Origin of the sequence: Sphingomonas abaci (genome assembly GCF_014199625.1) — a bacterium.
In the GTDB taxonomy this organism is placed as follows: Bacteria; Pseudomonadota; Alphaproteobacteria; order Sphingomonadales; family Sphingomonadaceae; genus Sphingomonas; species Sphingomonas abaci.
In genome coordinates this window covers 23,039-39,938 of record NZ_JACHNY010000007.1, presented here as the reverse complement: position 1 = coordinate 39,938, position 16,900 = coordinate 23,039, and the positions used below count along the sequence as shown (strand labels likewise).

14 protein-coding genes and 1 tRNA gene are annotated in these 16,900 nt (G+C 67.8%); 9 read left to right on the top strand and 6 right to left on the bottom strand.

Going from position 1 to position 16,900, the window contains the following annotated elements:
• Positions 1–21: 21 nt before the first annotated feature.
• The gene (locus GGQ96_RS15540) at positions 22–1,086 is read left to right on the top strand and encodes a PepSY-associated TM helix domain-containing protein (RefSeq protein WP_184116429.1); all 1,065 of its coding nucleotides are present in this window, start codon (positions 22–24) and stop codon (positions 1,084–1,086) included.
• Positions 1,087–1,090: 4 nt separating this feature from the next.
• Here the strand turns inward: GGQ96_RS15540 and GGQ96_RS15535 are convergent, their stop codons facing one another.
• On the bottom strand, positions 1,091–2,845 hold the full coding sequence (locus GGQ96_RS15535) for an acyl-CoA dehydrogenase family protein (RefSeq protein ID WP_184116427.1): 1,755 nt from the start codon (positions 2,843–2,845) through the stop codon (positions 1,091–1,093).
• Here GGQ96_RS15535 and GGQ96_RS15530 point away from each other — a divergent pair.
• The gene (locus GGQ96_RS15530; protein WP_184116425.1) at positions 2,844–3,788 is read left to right on the top strand and encodes an L-threonylcarbamoyladenylate synthase; all 945 of its coding nucleotides are present in this window, start codon (positions 2,844–2,846) and stop codon (positions 3,786–3,788) included. The genes GGQ96_RS15535 and GGQ96_RS15530 overlap by 2 nt on opposite strands.
• 55 nt (positions 3,789–3,843) lie before the next feature.
• The gene (locus GGQ96_RS15525) at positions 3,844–4,872 is read left to right on the top strand and encodes an alanine racemase (protein ID WP_343059091.1); all 1,029 of its coding nucleotides are present in this window, start codon (positions 3,844–3,846) and stop codon (positions 4,870–4,872) included.
• Positions 4,873–4,923: 51 nt separating this feature from the next.
• On the opposite strand, the gene GGQ96_RS15520 is transcribed toward GGQ96_RS15525, so the two are convergent.
• Both GGQ96_RS15520 and GGQ96_RS15515 read right to left on the bottom strand, forming a co-directional pair.
• Positions 4,924–8,133 carry a TonB-dependent receptor domain-containing protein gene (locus GGQ96_RS15520; RefSeq protein WP_184116595.1) on the bottom strand — a complete coding sequence of 1,070 codons (3,210 nt, stop codon included), beginning with the start codon at positions 8,131–8,133 and terminating at the stop codon, positions 4,924–4,926.
• A gap of 219 nt (positions 8,134–8,352) precedes the next feature.
• Positions 8,353–9,537 (bottom strand): acetyl-CoA C-acyltransferase, encoded by a 1,185-nt coding sequence (locus GGQ96_RS15515; RefSeq protein WP_184116422.1) that lies wholly within the window; start codon positions 9,535–9,537, stop codon positions 8,353–8,355.
• Positions 9,538–9,767: 230 nt separating this feature from the next.
• On the opposite strand from GGQ96_RS15515, the gene phaR reads away from it, so the two are divergent.
• The 3 genes from phaR to hslU all read left to right on the top strand — a co-directional run bounded on the left by phaR (position 9,768) and on the right by hslU (position 12,343).
• Positions 9,768–10,343 carry a polyhydroxyalkanoate synthesis repressor PhaR gene (phaR, locus tag GGQ96_RS15510; protein ID WP_184116420.1) on the top strand — a complete coding sequence of 192 codons (576 nt, stop codon included), beginning with the start codon at positions 9,768–9,770 and terminating at the stop codon, positions 10,341–10,343.
• Between the two features lie 65 nt (positions 10,344–10,408).
• Positions 10,409–10,987 carry an ATP-dependent protease subunit HslV gene (hslV, locus tag GGQ96_RS15505; RefSeq protein WP_184116418.1) on the top strand — a complete coding sequence of 193 codons (579 nt, stop codon included), beginning with the start codon at positions 10,409–10,411 and terminating at the stop codon, positions 10,985–10,987.
• Positions 10,988–11,041: 54 nt separating this feature from the next.
• A complete protein-coding gene (hslU, locus tag GGQ96_RS15500; protein WP_184116416.1) occupies positions 11,042–12,343 on the top strand; it encodes an ATP-dependent protease ATPase subunit HslU in 1,302 nt (433 codons plus the stop codon).
• A 127-nt stretch (positions 12,344–12,470) separates the two neighbouring features.
• Here the strand turns inward: hslU and GGQ96_RS15495 are convergent, their stop codons facing one another.
• Both GGQ96_RS15495 and GGQ96_RS15490 read right to left on the bottom strand, forming a co-directional pair.
• On the bottom strand, positions 12,471–13,202 hold the full coding sequence (locus GGQ96_RS15495) for a ParA family protein (RefSeq protein WP_184116414.1): 732 nt from the start codon (positions 13,200–13,202) through the stop codon (positions 12,471–12,473).
• 139 nt (positions 13,203–13,341) lie between these two features.
• Complete coding sequence (locus GGQ96_RS15490; RefSeq protein ID WP_246360645.1) at positions 13,342–14,088, bottom strand: DUF1134 domain-containing protein; 747 nt, start codon at positions 14,086–14,088, stop codon at positions 13,342–13,344.
• Positions 14,089–14,241: 153 nt separating this feature from the next.
• On the opposite strand from GGQ96_RS15490, the gene GGQ96_RS15485 reads away from it, so the two are divergent.
• Together GGQ96_RS15485 and GGQ96_RS15480 are read left to right on the top strand one after the other, a co-directional pair.
• Positions 14,242–14,331: transfer RNA gene (locus GGQ96_RS15485), tRNA-Ser, on the top strand.
• A gap of 167 nt (positions 14,332–14,498) precedes the next feature.
• Positions 14,499–15,872, top strand: coding sequence for a phage integrase central domain-containing protein (locus tag GGQ96_RS15480; protein ID WP_184116411.1), 1,374 nt, complete (start codon positions 14,499–14,501; stop codon positions 15,870–15,872).
• On the opposite strand, the gene GGQ96_RS15475 is transcribed toward GGQ96_RS15480, so the two are convergent.
• Positions 15,873–16,292, bottom strand: a complete 420-nt coding sequence (locus GGQ96_RS15475) for a hypothetical protein (protein WP_184116409.1) — start codon at positions 16,290–16,292, stop codon at positions 15,873–15,875.
• Positions 16,293–16,575: 283 nt separating this feature from the next.
• Between GGQ96_RS15475 and GGQ96_RS15470 the strand changes: the two genes are divergently transcribed.
• Positions 16,576–16,896, top strand: coding sequence for a DUF1902 domain-containing protein (locus GGQ96_RS15470; protein ID WP_184116407.1), 321 nt, complete (start codon positions 16,576–16,578; stop codon positions 16,894–16,896).
• Positions 16,897–16,900: the final 4 nt, after the last annotated feature.

Sequence of the window (16,900 nt, the reverse complement as noted above, 5' to 3'; positions counted from 1 at the left end):
CATCATGGAAAGGGCAGCGGCATGATGACGGGCAGGGGCGCCACGCCGCTGGGCTGGACCGGGCTGGTCCTGGCCTGGCTGATCGTGCCGATCGTCCTGTCGGGCGTGGTGCTGACCGGCGCCGCCGCCGTCGACCGGCCGCCGGCGCCCGTTCGTCAGGCGCTCGGCGCGCGCGGGGTGCCGCCCGCCGACCATCTGGTCGAGCTGGTGCGACGCGGACTGCCGCCGGGCGCGCGTGTCGCCGCCCTCACGCTGCCCGGGCCGAACGAGGCGGCGATGGTCATGGTGACGCCATCGGGCTTGGCGACGGGAGCGGCGAGCACCGGTTATTACGTCGATCCGGTGACCGGCCATCGGCTCGGGGTGGCGGGACCTGGCAGCGACCTGTTCTATGCGCTTCGTCTTTTCCACCAGAATTTGGGGATGGAGAATGCGGGGCGGGCGATCGCCGGTCTGCTCGGCCTGGCACTGATGCTGAGCTGTCTGACCGGCGTCCATATCGGATGGCCGCACGGGGGCGGCTGGCGGCAGGTGATGCGCATGCGGCGGCGGCGCGACGGACTAATCCTGGCTCATCATCTGCTGGGAGGGGTCACGATCGTCCCGCTGTTCCTGCTGGCCCTGACTGGAACGGGGCTGGCCTTCCCCGCGCTGGCCGCACGGCTGGCCGGCGGGCCGCTGCCGTCATGGTCGGAACCACGCGCGGCGCGACCGATGGCGCGCCCCGCCCAGCCGCTTGCCGTGGTGCTCGGCCGCGCCGCCGATCTGCACCCAAACGCCGCCGTCCGGACGATCATTTGGCCGACCGAGCGCGATCCCGACTGGACGCTACGCTTCGCCGATCCGCATGTCGCGCCGGTCAAGGTGGCGGACGACACGGGCAACGCGACCGCCGTGCCCGCCCGGCCGCCGGCCGCCGCATACCGGGGGATGCGGGACTGGCATGGCGGCGCGGGGCCGGCGTGGCGCGGCGTGCTGGTGCTGACCGGCCTGCTCGACGCCGCCATGGCGGTCACCGGCCTGATCCTGTGGCGGCGGACCCGCCGCCGCCCCGATCACGAGGCGGCGGCGGTGGTCGACATCTGAGCGGTCAGGCCGCGAACGCCGCCGCCGGCAGCGCGTAGAGCGTGGTGGCGGGGGCGGTGGCGGCGGCGCGCAGGCCCAGCGCCTCGGGGACGATCTGCTCCAGGTAGAAGCGGATACTGGCCCGCTTCATCGACTCGAAATCGCCTTCCCCGGTCAGCGCCCGCGACTCGCGTTCCAGCAGCACGCCGCACAGCGCGACCGACAGCATGGTCAGGAACGGATAGCTCGCCGCCAGCCGGTCGTCGGCATCCGCGGTGGCGAGGCGACGGCCGACCGCGTCGCACGCCGCGACCAGGGCGACCAGGTCTTCCGCCTCCGCCTCGCGCCGCAGGTCTTCGATCAGCGCGGCGAAGGCGCCGCCATTGTCCAGCCCCAGCTTGCGCCCGACCAGGTCGGCGGCCTGGATGCCGTTCGTTCCCTCATAGATCGGGGTGATGCGCGCATCGCGAAAGAACTGCGCCGCGCCCGTTTCCTCGACATAGCCCATGCCGCCATGGACCTGGATGCCGAGCGAGGCGACCTCGTTGCCCAGATCGGTGGCGTGCGCCTTGGCCAGCGGGGTCACCATCTCCAGCCGGGCCTTCGCGGCGGCATCGCCCAGCGCCGCGCGATCGACCTGGCCGGCGGCGTAATAGACCAGCGCACGCGCCGCCTGGGTCTGCGCCTTCATGCGCAGCAGCATGCGGCGGACATCGGGATGTTCGACGATCCGCACCGACGACCGGTCCGCGCCGCCCGCTCGCGCCGACTGGACCCGGTCCAGCGCATAGGCGACCGCCGCCTGGGTCGCGCCCTCCGCCACCTGCACGCCCTGGAGGCCGACATTGAGCCGCGCATTGTTCATCATCGTGAACATCGCGCGCATCCCGCCATGTTCGGGGCCGATCAGCTCGCCGACGCAATCGTCATGGTCGCCGAACGACAGCACGCAGGTGGGCGAGGCGTGCAGGCCCATCTTGTGCTCGATCGACACCACGCGCACGTCGTTGAGGGCGCCGGGCCGGCCGTCCGCATCCAGCCGGTATTTGGGCACCAGGAACAGGCTGATCCCGCGTGTGCCGACCGGCGCATCCGGGGTGCGGGCCAGCACGAGATGGACGATGTTCGGGGCCATGTCATGGTCGCCAAAAGAGATGAAGATCTTCGTTCCCTTGATGCTCCAGGTTCCGTCGCCGCGCGGCGTGGCGGTGGCGCGCAGCGCGCCGACATCGCTGCCCGCCTGCGGCTCGGTCAGGTTCATCGTGCCGGTCCACTCGCCGGTCGACAGATGCGGCAGGTACGCGGCCTGCTGCTCGGGCGAGCCATGATGCTGCAAGGCCTCGATCGCGCCAATCGTGAGGGTGGGGCAGAGCGCGAAGCCCATGTTGGCGGTGCCCAGCGTCTCCAGCACCGCCGTCTGGAGCGCGAAGGGCAGGCCCTGGCCGCCCCAGTCGGCCGGCGCGCCGATCGTGCCCCAGCCGCCCTCGACATAAGCGCGGTAGGCGGCGGCATAGCCGTCCGGCATCACCACGCCGTCCGCCGTCCATTGCGCGCCGACCGTGTCGCCGATCCGGGCAAGCGGCGCCCATTCGCCCGCCGCGAACTGGCCCACCCCCTCCAGCACCGCATCGACCGTGTCGCCATCGGCGGCAGCGAAACGGTCGCTTGCGGCGAGATCGGGCAGGCCGACGATGGTGTCGAGGACAAGGCGCTGTTCGGCGACGGGGGGCGTGAAGGGCACGTTTCTCTCCGGGGTTTTGCCCTGATATAGACGCAACATGATGGCCGAACCACACCCGCTTGTCCGACGCTACGGCACCGCCGCCATCGCCGAGGCGGCGGCGGCGATCCGCGCCGGGCGACTCGTCGCGATCCCGACAGAAACGGTCTACGGCCTGGCCGCCGACGCCGGCGATTCGGCGGCGGTGGCGCGCATCTATGCCGCGAAGGGGCGGCCGAGCTTCAACCCGCTGATCGTCCATGTCCGCGACCGGGCGGAGGCGGAACGGCTGGCGGTGTTCGACCGGGCCGCCGATGCGCTGGCCGCCGCGTTCTGGCCGGGGCCGCTGACGCTGGTGCTGCCGCTGCGGGCGGGCGCGCCGGTCGCCTCGCTGGTGACGGCGGGACTGGACACGGTGGCGATCCGCGTGCCCGCACACCGGGCGATGCGCGCGCTGATCGAAGCGGCCGGCCGGCCGCTCGCCGCGCCTTCCGCCAATCGCAGCAACGGGATCAGCCCGACCCGCGCCGCGCATGTCGTCGCCAGCCTGGGCGCGGCGGCGGAGTTGGTGATCGACGACGGCCCCTGCGCCGCCGGTCTGGAATCGACCATCGTGGCGGGCGCGACCCTGTTGCGGCCGGGCCCGGTCACCGCCGAGGCGATCGGCCGGGTGCTCGGCCGGCTGGTGTCGGGCGGGGGCCAGCCGGCGGGCGGCACGATCACCGCGCCGGGCCAGCTCGCCACCCATTATGCGCCCGCCAAGCCGCTGCGGCTGGGTGCAGGCTGGGCCGAGCCGGACGAATGGCTGATCGGCTTCGACGGGGTGGAGGGCGACGACACGCTGTCCGTGTCCGGCGATCTGACCGAGGCGGCGGCGCGGCTGTTCGATGCGCTGCACCGCGCCGATGCCAGCGACCGGGCCCGTATCGCCGTCGCCCCGCTGCCGGCGACCGGCATCGGCGAGGCGATCCACGACCGCCTGCGCCGCGCCGCGACGCGCTAGCGGGGGCGGGTCGACGGACGCCGCGCACCGGCCTATGCCCGCGCGCGTGATCGATATTCCTGCCCCGCTGCGCCTGCGCCTGGATGGCGATGCGCTGATCGCCAACTGGCGGCTGCTCGACCGGATGAGTGGCCCGGCCGCTTGCGGCGCGGCGGTCAAGGCGGACGGCTATGGCCTGGGAGCCCATGGCGTCGCCGCGCGCCTGGCCGGGGCCGGTTGCCGCGATTTCTTCGTCGCCACCTGGTCCGAGGCGCAGGCGCTGGCGCCGCTCGGCCTGACCCTGTCGGTGCTGCACGGCCTGCGCGCCGAGGACATGGCGGCGGCGCGCGCCGGTTTCGCCCGGCCGGTGCTGAACAGCCTGCCGCAGATCGCCCGCTGGCGCGAGGGCGGGGGGGGCGCGTGCGACGTGATGGTCGACACCGGCATGAACCGGCTGGGCATCGCGCCATCCGACATCGCCGACGGTGCGCTGGACGGCCTCGCGATCGAGACGCTGATGAGCCATCTCGCCTGCGCGGACGAGGACAGCGCGATGAACGCCGATCAGCGCACGCGCTTCGCCGCGCTCGCCGGGCGGACGACGGCGCGGCGGTTGAGCCTCGCCAACTCGGCCGGCATCGCGTTGGGCGCGGCGTATCATTTCGACCTGACCCGGCCGGGACTGGCGCTGTATGGCGGGGTGCCGCGCGGCGACTATGCCGGGCTGGTCCGACAGGTGGCGACGCCCGAGGCGCAGGTGCTGCAGCGCCGGCTGGTGCGGGCAGGCGACCCGGTCGGCTACAACGCGACCTGGACCGCGCCGCACGACTGCGCGGTGGCGATCGTCAATTTGGGCTATGCCGACGGCTATGTCCGCGCCTTCTCCAACACCGGCCGCGCGCGGGCGGGCGGAGCGGTGCTGCCGGTGATCGGCCGGGTGTCGATGGACCTGGTCGCGCTCGACATAACCGCCGCGCCCGATCTGGCCGAGGGCGACTGGATCGCGATCGACTATGACCTCGCCACGCAGTCTGCGGCAAGCGGGATGTCGCAATATGAGCTGCTGACGCTGCTGGGGCGGCGCTTTGGGCGTCCCCAGTCGTAACGAAACGGGCCGGTGGAAACCACCGGCCCGCCTGCTGTCGATGACCCGCTCTTAGAAGCGCGCCGTCACACCCGCATAGAAACGACGGCCGATGGCATCGTAGATGCCGGTGCCAGCGCCCGTGCCGGTCGAGAAGAGCGGCGGCGTGCGGTTCGTGACGTTATCGATGCCGAAGTAGAAGTTCGACCGCTCGTTGATGTTTACGCCGAACTTCAGGTCGAGATAGAACACTTCGGGATAGTAGTTGATGTCGTAGATGTCGGCGTTCTGGGGCGGGCGGCCCTGGAAGGTTACCAGGTTCTCGATCGCGCCGACCGACATTTTGGACAGGTACCGCATCTGCACGTTGGTGTAGAACTGGCCGAAGTCCGCGCCGATGTTCCAGTTCACCGCGTCGATCGGCTGGCCGATCTCGCCGCGGATCGTGTCGGCGAAGCCCGGCTGGGTCGGATCCAGGAACTGGTCGTTCTGGAACTGATGGGTGTAGATGATCTGCGTCGACAGGCGCACATCGCCGACCCGGCGCGTATAGGCGAGGTTGGCGTCGATGCCGCGGACCTGCAGCTTGGCGTAGTTGAGCAAGGTCTGCTGCAGCGTACCTTCGACGATACGATATTCCTGCTCGCCGTTCGGACCGGTCTGGCCGGCACCGACGCGCTGGAACAGGCCGCAGAACTGCTGGCTGGGCTGCGGCGTGTCGTAGCAGCTGTTGATGATCTGCTGCGCCGACGGGGCGGTGATGACGTTGTTGACCTTGATGTTGAAGTAATCGACCGACAGCGACAAGCCGGGGGTCTGCACCGGCTGGATCACGACGCCATAGGTGTAGGAGTCGGACTTCTCGACGGACAGGTCGGGATTGCCGCCGCTGACGATTTCCAGCGTCTGCGTATAGCGATAGTCATAGCTGGTCGGAATGCCCGCCGCCGCGCAGTTCGCGGCCCGGAACTGGGTGCCGCTGGCGATGTTGATCGCGGAGCAGGGGTCGACCACCGACGCGAAGTTCTGCGACTGCGGCGAGTAGAGGTCCGACAGGTTGGGCGCGCGCACCGACCGGCCATAGGCGGCGCGGAAGCGGACGCCTTCGAATGGCGAGTAGACGGCATCGGCATTGTACGCCCAGACCGTACCGGCCGAACCCTTATAGTCAGAGACGCGGCCCGCGCCGCTCACCGTCAGCTCCTTGATGAGCGTGACGTCCTTCAACAGCGGCACCTTGAGTTCGCCGAACGCTTCCTTGACCTCGAACGAGGTTGGGTCGAAGCGCGCGATGGCGTTGTAGAAGGTATAGCCTGCCGACACGAGCGGATCCTGCTCGTAGAAAGCGGTCTCGCGACGATATTCGCCGCCGATGGAGATCGCCAGCGGACCGCCCGGCAGGTTGAAGAAGCCGCTGGTGTCGCCCGCAACGAAGCCGGAGATGTCGAGCTGCGTGATCTTGCCGCTCGATACCGTATCCGACAGGACGTAGTTGCGGGCCGCATCGGAGATGTTGCCGACGCCGAACGGATTGAGCGGCTGGCAGGCGGCGATATCGGCGGCAAGGACCGACGGATTGTCGATGCCCAGCGTCGAGGCGATCCGGTTGGCGCGGGTCGCGTCGAGCTGCGCGCCGCAGACGATCTGGCCGGTCGCGGGATTGCGCACCGCGTCCAGCGCCAGCAACATCCGCTGCTGGTTCAGATTGCCCAGGACCTTGGTCTTCTCCTTGAACTCGCCGTAGTTGGCCGACAGTTCATAGTTCCAGTCGTCGTTGAACGTACCGCGGGCACCGACCACGGCGCGATAGGTCTCGCGACGCGCTTTTTCCGAGCGGATGCCCAGGTCGGTCAGGTTCTTGCGCAGGATGAAGCGATAAGACCCGTTGGCGATCGCGGTACGGTCGGCGTCGGTCAGCAGCGCGCCCGAGGTCGAATTGGGATTGATGCCGCTGGCCAGGATCGCGTTGGCGATCGTGGTGCGCGCATCGGCGCTGAGATAGGGATTGTCGAGGCGCGGGCGCTCGTAGAACGCGTCGAGCGTCGAGCCGGTGAAGAAGGCCGGACCCGACGTGCCTTGGCCGAACGTGTCGGTGCGGACATATTTCGCCTCGACGAAGGGCACGAAGGCGGGCGAGAATTCGAAATGGCCGATCAGGTTGGCCGAGTAGCGGTCGAGTTGCGGCTGGAGCTGGATCAGCTGGCCCTCGCGACGCGTATCGCCATTGCCGCCCAGGAACGATCCGGCCGCCGTGCCGACGGGATTGGCCGCCGTGCCTGCCGCGAGGCCGACGCGCTGCCCGGTCTGCGCCGCCAGGCTGCCGTTGGACTGGAACAAATAGTTGCAGGTGAAGGCGCGACCGACCACGTCGCGCGCGCCCGCGGCGCACAGGCTGTTGGAGAAGGCCGAGCCGCTGGCGGTACGGGTGGCACCGGCGATCGTCACCAGGCCGCCGGCCGAGAGCGTCGCCGAACGGATGTCGCGCAGGAACTGGTTGTCGGGAATGCCGTCATAGTTGATCAGCGTCTGGCCCGCAGCGATGCCGGCCGTGTCCGTGTCGACCGTGACGAAGGTGTTGTTCTGGCGCAGGTAGTCGCGATCGGACGCATAGACGCTGTTCTGGCGGGCATATTCCAGGTCGACGGCGATATTGCCGCGGCCTTCGGCGAAGTTCTTGCCCGCGAGGACGCTGGTATAATAGGATCCGGCATCGCCATATTGGCTGACCGCACCCTGACCACGCAGCTGCACACCTTCGAAATCCTGCTTGAGGACGAAGTTGACGACACCCGCCAGTGCGTCCGAACCATAGACGGCCGAGCTGGCGCCGGTCAGCAGGTCGACGCGCTCGATCAGATCGGTCGGAAAGGTGTTGGTGTCGGGCGACACGGCGTTGTTGAGGATGTCGGCACCGACATGGCGGCGGCCGTTGACCAGCACCAGCGTGCGCTGCGTACCGAGACCGCGCAGGTTGAGCAGGTTCAGACCGGCCGTGCCCAGGAAGCGGGTCGAGTTCTGCTGGCTGAAGGTGCTGGTCAGCTGCGGCAGGTCGTTCAGCACGTCGCCGACGGACGTGCGGGCGGTGACGCCCAGTTCGGCCGCGGTGACCGTGGTGATCGGCGCGCCGGCGATCTCGTTCGGCCGGGCCAGACGCGATCCGGTGACGGTGATTTCGACGGGCTGCTCGTCGGTCGAGCGCGCCTGCGCCGAATCCGCTGCGGTCTGCCCGGGATTGACGATGTCGCCCGGCGACCCCGACGGCGTGGTTTGCGCCCACGCCATGGTCGAGACAAGCAGAGTCGAGGCGAGCGCCGTGGCGCCCAAGAAACGGGTGATGTGCAAGGTATTCCCCCTGAACCGGCTATGATGCCGGGTAAGCCGACGTTCGTGCCGTGCGACACAAAAGAACGTCAATCAGGGGGTTAGGCAATAAACCTACGTCAAAGATTACAATTTGATGAACGGATGTTGCAAGACTGCAACATCCGTTCCGGTCCTAAGTCAGTCGCGTTCGAGGCACATGGCGATGCCCATGCCGCCGCCGATGCACAGGGTGGCGAGGCCCCTGGCAGCGTCGCGCTTCTGCATCTCGTAGATCAGCGTGGTCAGCACGCGGGCGCCACTGGCGCCGATCGGATGGCCGAGCGCGATTGCGCCGCCATTGACGTTCACCTTGTCCGCATCGAAGCCGAGTTCCTTGCCGACCGACAGCGCCTGGGCCGCGAACGCCTCGTTCGCCTCGATCAGGTCGAGATCGGCCACGGTCCAGCCGGCCTTCTCCAGCGCCCGCTTGGTGGCGGGGACGGGGCCGATGCCCATCACCGACGGGTCCACGCCGGCCGAGGCCCAGCTGCGGATCGTCGCCAGGATCGGACTGCCGCGCTTCTCCGCCTCGGCGCGGGTCATGACGACGATCGCCGCCGCGCCGTCATTGAGGCCGGACGCGTTCGCCGCCGTCACCGTGCCGTCCTTCTTGAAGGCGGGGCGCACGCCCGACACGCTGTCGATCGTCGCGCCGGCGCGGATATATTCGTCCTGCTCGACCACGGTGTCGCCCTTGCGGCCCTTGACGGTCACCGGCGCGATCTCGTCCTTGAACCGTCCCGACGCGCGCGCCGCCTCCGCCAGATTCTGCGAGCGGACCGAGAACTGGTCCTGTTCGGCGCGGGTCACCTGATATTGTTCGGCGAGATTCTCGGCGGTGATGCCCATGTGATAGCCGTTAAACACATCGGCCAGGCCGTCATGCACCATGGTGTCGACCAGGCTGACCGGGCCCATCTTGGTGCCGCCGCGCATCGTCTGCGCATGGGGAGAGAGCGACATGGATTCCTGACCGCCCGCGACCACGATCGTGGCGTCGCCGGTCGCTACCGCCTGCGCCGCCAGCGCAACGGCGCGCAGTCCCGAGCCGCAGACCTGGTTGACGCCCCAGGCGGGCACTTCCTTCGGCACGCCGGCCGCCATCGATGCCTGGCGGGCGGGGTTCTGCCCCTGGGCAGCGGTCAGCACCTGGCCCATGATGACCTCGGAAACCTCCTCGCCGGCCACGCCGGCCTGCTCGAGCGCGGCGGTGATCGCCACCCGGCCCAGTTCATGCGCGGGCGTCGCCGCGAAGGCGCCCAGGAACGCGCCGACGGGCGTGCGCTTGGCGGCGGTGATGACGATGTCGGTGGGTGCGGTCACGTTGGAAAATCCCCTGGTGATAGGCGCGGCTTATCTAGGCGTTCGCCCCGCCCCGATCCAGCGGCCCGGCCATGCTTTCGGCACTATCCCCCCGATATTCGTCTTTAGCCGTGCCGCCTCGGTCAAATTGCTGCGCAGCACGGAAAAATGATGCGTATCACGGCTGGCGTGTTGCGGCGCGTCAACCATGGCCCTAGTCTCCGCGCAAACAGCGAGAGGGGGGCAGTGCCGTGAAGAAGCCGAATCCGGGCGGTGTGGTCATCATCAAGAAATACGCCAACCGCCGCCTCTACAATACCGAGACCTCCTCCTACATCACGCTGGAGCATCTGGCGGCGATGACCCGCGAGGGCCGCGAGTTCAAGGTCGTCGACGCCAAGACCGAGGAGGACATCACCCACAACGTCCTCACCCAGATCATCATGGAGGAGGAAAGCCGGGGCCAGACGATGCTACCGGTCAGTTTCCTGCGCCAGCTGATCTCCATGTACGGCGACTCGATGCAGTCGATGGTGCCCAGCTATCTGGAGGCGTCGATGGACAGTTTCCGCCGCAACCAGATGCAGTTCCGCTCCGCGTTGGAAGGGGCGTTCGCCGGCTCGCCGTTCGAGGAGATCGCCAAGCGCAACATGGCGATGTTCGACGTGGCGACCCAGGCGTTCAAGCCCGGCGCGGAACCCGCCGCCGCGTCGCCCGCCCCGGCGCCGGGCGCCGCCGCATCCGCCAGCGCCAAGGACGACCAGATCGCCGCGCTCAAGTCGGAATTGGCGGACCTGAAGGCGAAGGTCGACCGGCTCGGTTCGTGATACAGCGTCGACGCCCACGTTGAACCGTCGCCCCGCGCGCCTACATGCGGGCGATGAGCGGGAACATGAATGAACGCGGTGGTGCTGCGCCGGCCTGGCACGGCACCACCATTTTGTCGGTCCGTCGCGGCGGCAAGGTCGTGGTGGTCGGCGACGGCCAGGTGTCGATGGGCCAGACGGTGATGAAGCCCAATGCGCGCAAGGTCCGTCGGCTGGGCGCGACGGACAAGGATGGCGGCGGCGTGATCGGCGGCTTCGCGGGCGCGACGGCCGATGCCTTCACCTTGTTCGAACGGCTGGAGGCGAAGCTGGAGCGGCATGGCGGGCAGCTGATGCGCGCGGCGGTCGAGCTGGCCAAGGACTGGCGAACCGACAAGTACCTGCGCAACCTGGAAGCGATGATGATCGTCGCCGACAAGGATGTGACGCTGATCCTGACCGGCAATGGCGATGTGCTGGAGCCGGAGGCGGGCATCGCTGCGATCGGATCGGGCGGCAATTACGCGCTGTCGGCGGCGCGGGCGCTGGCCGATTACGAACCCGATGCCGAGACGCTGGCGCGCAAGGCGATGAAGATTGCCGCCGAAATCTGCGTCTACACCAACGACCGGCTGACGCTGGAGTCGCTCGACAGCGCGAGCTGACCCGGTCCTTCGTCTCCGACCTTCCCCATCCGCCGATCAAGGCCCTCTGATTCTATGAACGACCAACTGACGCCCAAGACGATCGTCGCCGCACTCGACTCGCACATCATCGGCCAGGCCGATGCCAAGCGCGCGGTGGCGGTGGCGCTGCGCAATCGCTGGCGCCGCCAGCACCTCGACGCCGACCTGCGCGACGAGGTGACGCCCAAGAACATCCTGATGATCGGGCCGACCGGCTGCGGCAAGACCGAGATCAGCCGCCGCCTCGCCAAGCTGGCCGACGCGCCCTTCGTGAAGGTGGAGGCGACCAAGTTCACCGAGGTCGGTTATGTCGGCCGCGACGTGGAGCAGATCGCCCGCGACCTGGTCGAGGAAGCGATCCGGCTGGAGAAGGACCGCCGCCGGGCCGCCGTCAAGGACAAGGCGGAGGAGGCGGCGCTCGCCCGGCTGCTCGACGCGCTGGTCGGCAAGGACTCGAGCCAGGCGACGCGCGCCGCCTTCGAACAGCGGTTCCGCGACGGCCATCTCGACCAGACCGAGGTGGAGATCGAAATCGAGCAGGCGCCGCAGATGCCGTTCGAGATGCCCGGCGGCGGCGGCAATGTCGGCATGATCAACCTGTCGGAGATGATGGGCAAGGCGTTCGGCGGCGCGCCGCTCAAGAAGCGCAAGCTCAACGTCCGTGCCGCCTGGGAGAAGCTGGTCGAGGAGGAAGCGGACAAGCGGCTCGACCAGGATGACGTCAACCGGGTTGCGCTGTCGAACGCGGAGGAGAACGGCATCGTCTTCCTCGACGAGATCGACAAGATCGCGGTCAGCGACGTGCGCGGCGGCTCGGTCAGCCGCGAGGGCGTGCAGCGTGACCTGCTGCCGCTGATCGAAGGGACGACCGTCTCGACCAAATACGGGCCGATGAAGACCGACCATGTGCTGTTCATCGCATCGGGCGCGTTCCACGTCGCCAAGCCGTCCGACCTGCTGCCCGAGCTGCAGGGCCGGCTGCCGATCCGGGTGGAGCTGAAGGGGCTGACCGAGGCGGACTTCGTCGCGATCCTGTCGGACACCAAGGCCTCGCTGCCCGCGCAGTACAAGGCGCTGCTGGCGACCGAGCAGGTCGACATCGCCTTCACCGAGGACGGCATCGCCGCGGTGGCGCGCATCGCCGCCGAGGTGAACGGGCAGGTCGAGAATATCGGCGCGCGTCGCTTGCAGACGGTGATGGAGAAGCTGCTGGAGGAAGTCAGCTTCGATGCCGAGGACCGCAAGGGCGAGACGCTGACGATCGACGCGGCCTATGTTGACCGGCAGCTCGCGGGCATCGCGCGGAACACCGACCTTAGCCGGTTCGTGCTCTAGGGGCGGACTAGAGCGGGAGATTCAGCGACCCACATACCGACTCGGCAGAAGCCGGGACCTTCGCACGGGTTCCGGCCCCGCCGGCAGGATATGGGAGGGGAACGGCGCCGTTCCCCCAGACACCCTGTCAGCCCTGCGCCAACCGCCGTTCCACGCCGGTCCATAGCCGGGCCGTCGCCTCGGCCGCCGGGCTGTTCGCGGCGAAGCCGCCCAATGGTCGGCGGTGGACCGCCATCGCCTCGACCGCGCTCGCCATCGGGATCACCGGCCAGTCGGGCGCGGCGGCGAGCGCGGCATTGTGCAGCGCGCGGCGTCGGTCGACCATGCTGAACACCGGCAGGATCGCCGCACGGCGTCCGCCGGCCGAGGCCAGGTGACGCGCCACCTCGTCGAACGCGCGCTGCGACAGTGGCGAAGGAATGACCGGTGCCAGGATCAGCGTCGCGGCCCGCATCACCTGCTCGGTCGTCTCGGTCAGGCCGGGCGGGCAGTCCAGGACGATGCGGTCGTAGCGGTGGACCAGCGCCTCGACCAGTTTCTGCAATCGCCGCTTCTTGCCCAAGCCGCGGAAAAAATGATCGATCCCCCGCAGCGACTGGTCGGCGGGCAGCAGGTCGAGCCGGTCAATGCCGGTCGGCCGGATCAGCTTCTCGGGCGGGATGTCGCGGGCGAAGATCGCATGGGCCTGGCCCAGCCCGATCCGCTCCGCGCCGAGCAGGAAGGTCGCGCCGCCCTGCGGATCGAGATCCCATAACAGGGTGCGGCGGGCCGACAGGGTCGCCGCGCACCATGCCAGGTTCACCGCCAGGGTGGTTTTGCCGACGCCCCCCTTCAGGCTGTAGACTGCGATCGTGGCCATGGCGGACAGGCTAGCGCGGGGGCGGGGCCACCGCCAGAGCCGCCAGCCGCGCGATCCGATACTCTCAGCAGGGTCCGCCCGGATTACCCATGTGCGACAGGGGGGTGTCTGATCGCCCGCACGGGTGGATGTATTGCGGTCAGAAGGGCAGCCAGCGCGTCTTGTGGGTGAAGTTCATATAGCCGACATTGACGCCCGCGCGCCAACCGACGCCCAGCCGGATCGGGATCAGCACGACATTGCCGCGCCGCAAATAGGTCGCGGCGAAGCCGCCGACCGCATAGAGACGCCCTTCCGCGCCGGGGAAGCGGTGGAACAGCTCCTCGGTGTCGTAGAGGTTATAGACCAGCACGAACACCTTGTTGGCGTCGCCGCCGACGTCGAAACCGACCGAGGGGCCGGTCCAGTAGACCGGCATCTGCCCTTCGACCTTGTGGGTCATCACGCCCGAGCCGTAGCGCAGCCCGACCACGAACGCGCCCGATGCCTCGCGCCCGGCGATATAGGCGTTGGGGCGGCCCTGATCCTTCAGAATCTTCTCGATGATCCCGGCCAGCCCTTCCGCGCCCTTGCCGAACACGCCCTCGCCCGCCGCCATCAGGTCGTCGCGTTCATAGGTGTCGGCGGCCTGGGTAGTGGCGTCGGCGCGCGCCTGTTGCGCCGGCGGCGTCGACCCTTGCGGCAGCGGCGTCTGGACGACGGGCTCCGTCTGCTCGGCGGGCGGGGAATAGGGGCGCTGGGCCGGGGAGGATGTGGCGGCGGCGGGGGGCGGGCCGGCAAGATCGCCATCGACGGCGCGGTTGGGATCGATGGTCCGCACCTGCGCCGCGACGGGCATCGCGCCGATGGCGGTCACCGCCGCCCATGTTGTCAGCCACTTCACCATCATCGCCCCTTAGCCAGAACCGCCCCTGTCGAGGACCGGGCCCGGTTAACCAATCTGCGCCTTGCCACGCAATGAACGATTATGCGTTCCGTCGCATGGAAAGGCGGTTGATCCCAGGCGAAACGCTGGCTATAGCCGCCGCCTGCCGCATCCGGAGACGTGGGTGAGTGGCTGAAACCAACGCTTTGCTAAAGCGTCGTACGGGAAACCGTACCGAGGGTTCGAATCCCTCCGTCTCCGCCATCATACCATGCGCCATGGTATTTTCTCGTACAGTCGGGCTTCCAAACCCCCGGAAAACCTTGCATCGCTGCGGCGCGGGTTGTCCATACCCGTGCATTGGCGTCCACCGGTCGCCATGGCATTTCACATGGTACGGGCCGCGCAGGTCCATGGTATGAGGTTGGCAGGTGCTGACAGACGCGAAGGCCAAGGCCGCGAAAGCCAGGGAGAGCGCCTATAAGCTGGGCGACTCTGGCCAGCTCTATCTCCACGTCACGACGGCCGGCGGCAAACACTGGCGGATGAACTATACCTACGGCGTCAACGCCGCCGGAAAGCCGGCGCAGAAGACGCTGACGTTCGGCTCATACCCTGCGGTCACCCTGGTCGAGGCGCGCGCGAAACGCGACGAGGCCAAGCGGCTGCTGACGGAAGGGCGCGACCCCGCGATCGAGAAGAGGGTCGCCGTCAGGGCCCGCGCCCAGACCGATGCCAACACGTTCGAGGTGGTCGCCCGGCGCTGGTACGACCTGCGCAAGCCAGGCTGGTCCAAGGTCCATGCCGCCGACGTGATGGACAGCATGGAGCGCGACCTGTTCCCGGCCATCGGCGACCTGCCGATCACCGCCATCAAGGCCCCGCGCCTGCTGGAGGTCCTGCAGGTGGTGGAGCGGCGCGGCGCGATCGAGACGGCGCAGCGGCTGCGCCAGCGCGCCAGTGCCATATTCGTCTATGGTATCGCGGCCGGCATCTGCGAGGCCGACCCGGCGGCGAGCCTGGGCAAGGCGCTGCGCGACAAGCCGCGATCGAAGAAACAGCCATCGATCATCGACCGCGTCGACAGTCAGGAAGAGCGGCTCGCGGTTATCCGCAAGCTGCTGGCGGACTGCGACGCGGAGCGGTGCCGCGCTGGGACCAAGCTGGCGCTGCGCTTCCTCGCGCTGACCGCCGTTCGCCCGGGCGAAATCCGGTTCGCCGCCTGGGGCGAGTTCGAGGGCATCGACTGGTCGAAGCCGGAGAAGGCCGCCCCGGCGGCGCTCTGGCGCATCCCGGCGGCGCGCATGAAGGGCGACGAGGATCGCAAGGCGGAGGAGGGTGGCGACCATCTGGTGCCGCTCGCGCCCCAGACGGTGGAGGTGCTGCGCACGGTGCGGCTGCTGTCCGGCGGCCTGCCGTACCTGTTCCCGAGCGAGCGCCACACGCATAAGCCGATTAGCGAGAACACGCTGCGCGCGCTGCTGATCCGGGCGGGCTATTACCAGCGCCACGTCCCGCACGGGTTCCGCGCCGCCTTCTCCACCTACATGAACGAGCGCGCGGACCGGCTGTGGCGCGAGGCTGGGCACAAGGACGCCTCGCCCGATCGCGCGATCATCGACCTCATGCTGGCGCACGTACCCGAGAACAAGGTCGAGGGGGCATACAATCGGGCTGCATATATGCCCCGGCGGCGTGAACTGGCGTGCGAGTGGGCCGACCTCATAAGTGAGGGGCTGGAGGCTCCGGCGGAGCAGCTCGGGAAGCCAATCCGCTATGCCGCAACCGGACCAGGGCGAGAGTGATCATTCATCAGATGGCTTTTTATGAACGACAATCCTAATATAATCTTGGGCATTATTCACCATCTTGTCAATGTTGTTAAGCTTTTTCATAGTAGCTTCAGGGATGTAAGGGGTGGCTGGTATCCCAGATACTATACTCCATCGCCCTCTAGACTCTGACTTTATTATACCCTTTTCTTTCATTCGGTGAAGGTGTGATCTGAAAGTATCAGGGGAGGTGATGCCTGCCGCTTTTGCTGCAAGCCATAAGGAGCCAGAAGTTACTTCCGTCGGGTGGGCGCGCCTGAGCCTCTCAAGGATAGCCCATTCAGCGCGCACCCTTCCGATGCTCGAAACCCTAGCAATGGGCTCGGCAGCATTTTCCAGCCTTCGTAGCTCATTGAGCTGCTTGCTGAGAGCCTCGATCTCGCGATCGAGCAAGCGCCGTTCTCGGTTTTTTTTCCGAAGAGCAGCCTCAAGGCGCAGCTTGGTGGATAGCGTTATCTCGTCTGCCACAACGTTGCATATCGCAACAGCGATAAAAAATTGCAACGAGTTGCAACGTCGAATTGCGAGAGCGCTGCTTGACAAATCACCACCTTTGCAATTATGCGCGGGGGCGCATAATTTAGGGTCACAGCTATTGCCATGTGGGCTGGAACCTACAAATGAGGCGTTAGCCCGGGACGCGTACAGCGTGCGATGGGCTACAGGGAAAGGTACCATGTTTTTCGACAGGAGTGCTCTGCGCAGCATGTGGCGTATGCTCCGGCGCGGCGAAATGGAGATTGAGCTAAAAATCCACCTTGCTTTCGATGACGAGGCGAGTGTCTGGTACGTGGCGCAATCTGACATTCCCGGCTTGCGTCTGGAAGCAGACGATCCGGCTGATCTTGTCCGGCGCATTGAGGAATGCGCGCCAGAAATGCTGGCTCTGAATAGGAGTGAGATTTTGCGGGCTCATCGCAATCGCTTGGAAGAAAAGAGTGTGAAGCTCGTTTTTGACAGCCCGGTTCGCTTAGGCGGCGCTCTGCCAGCCTGTTAATGGT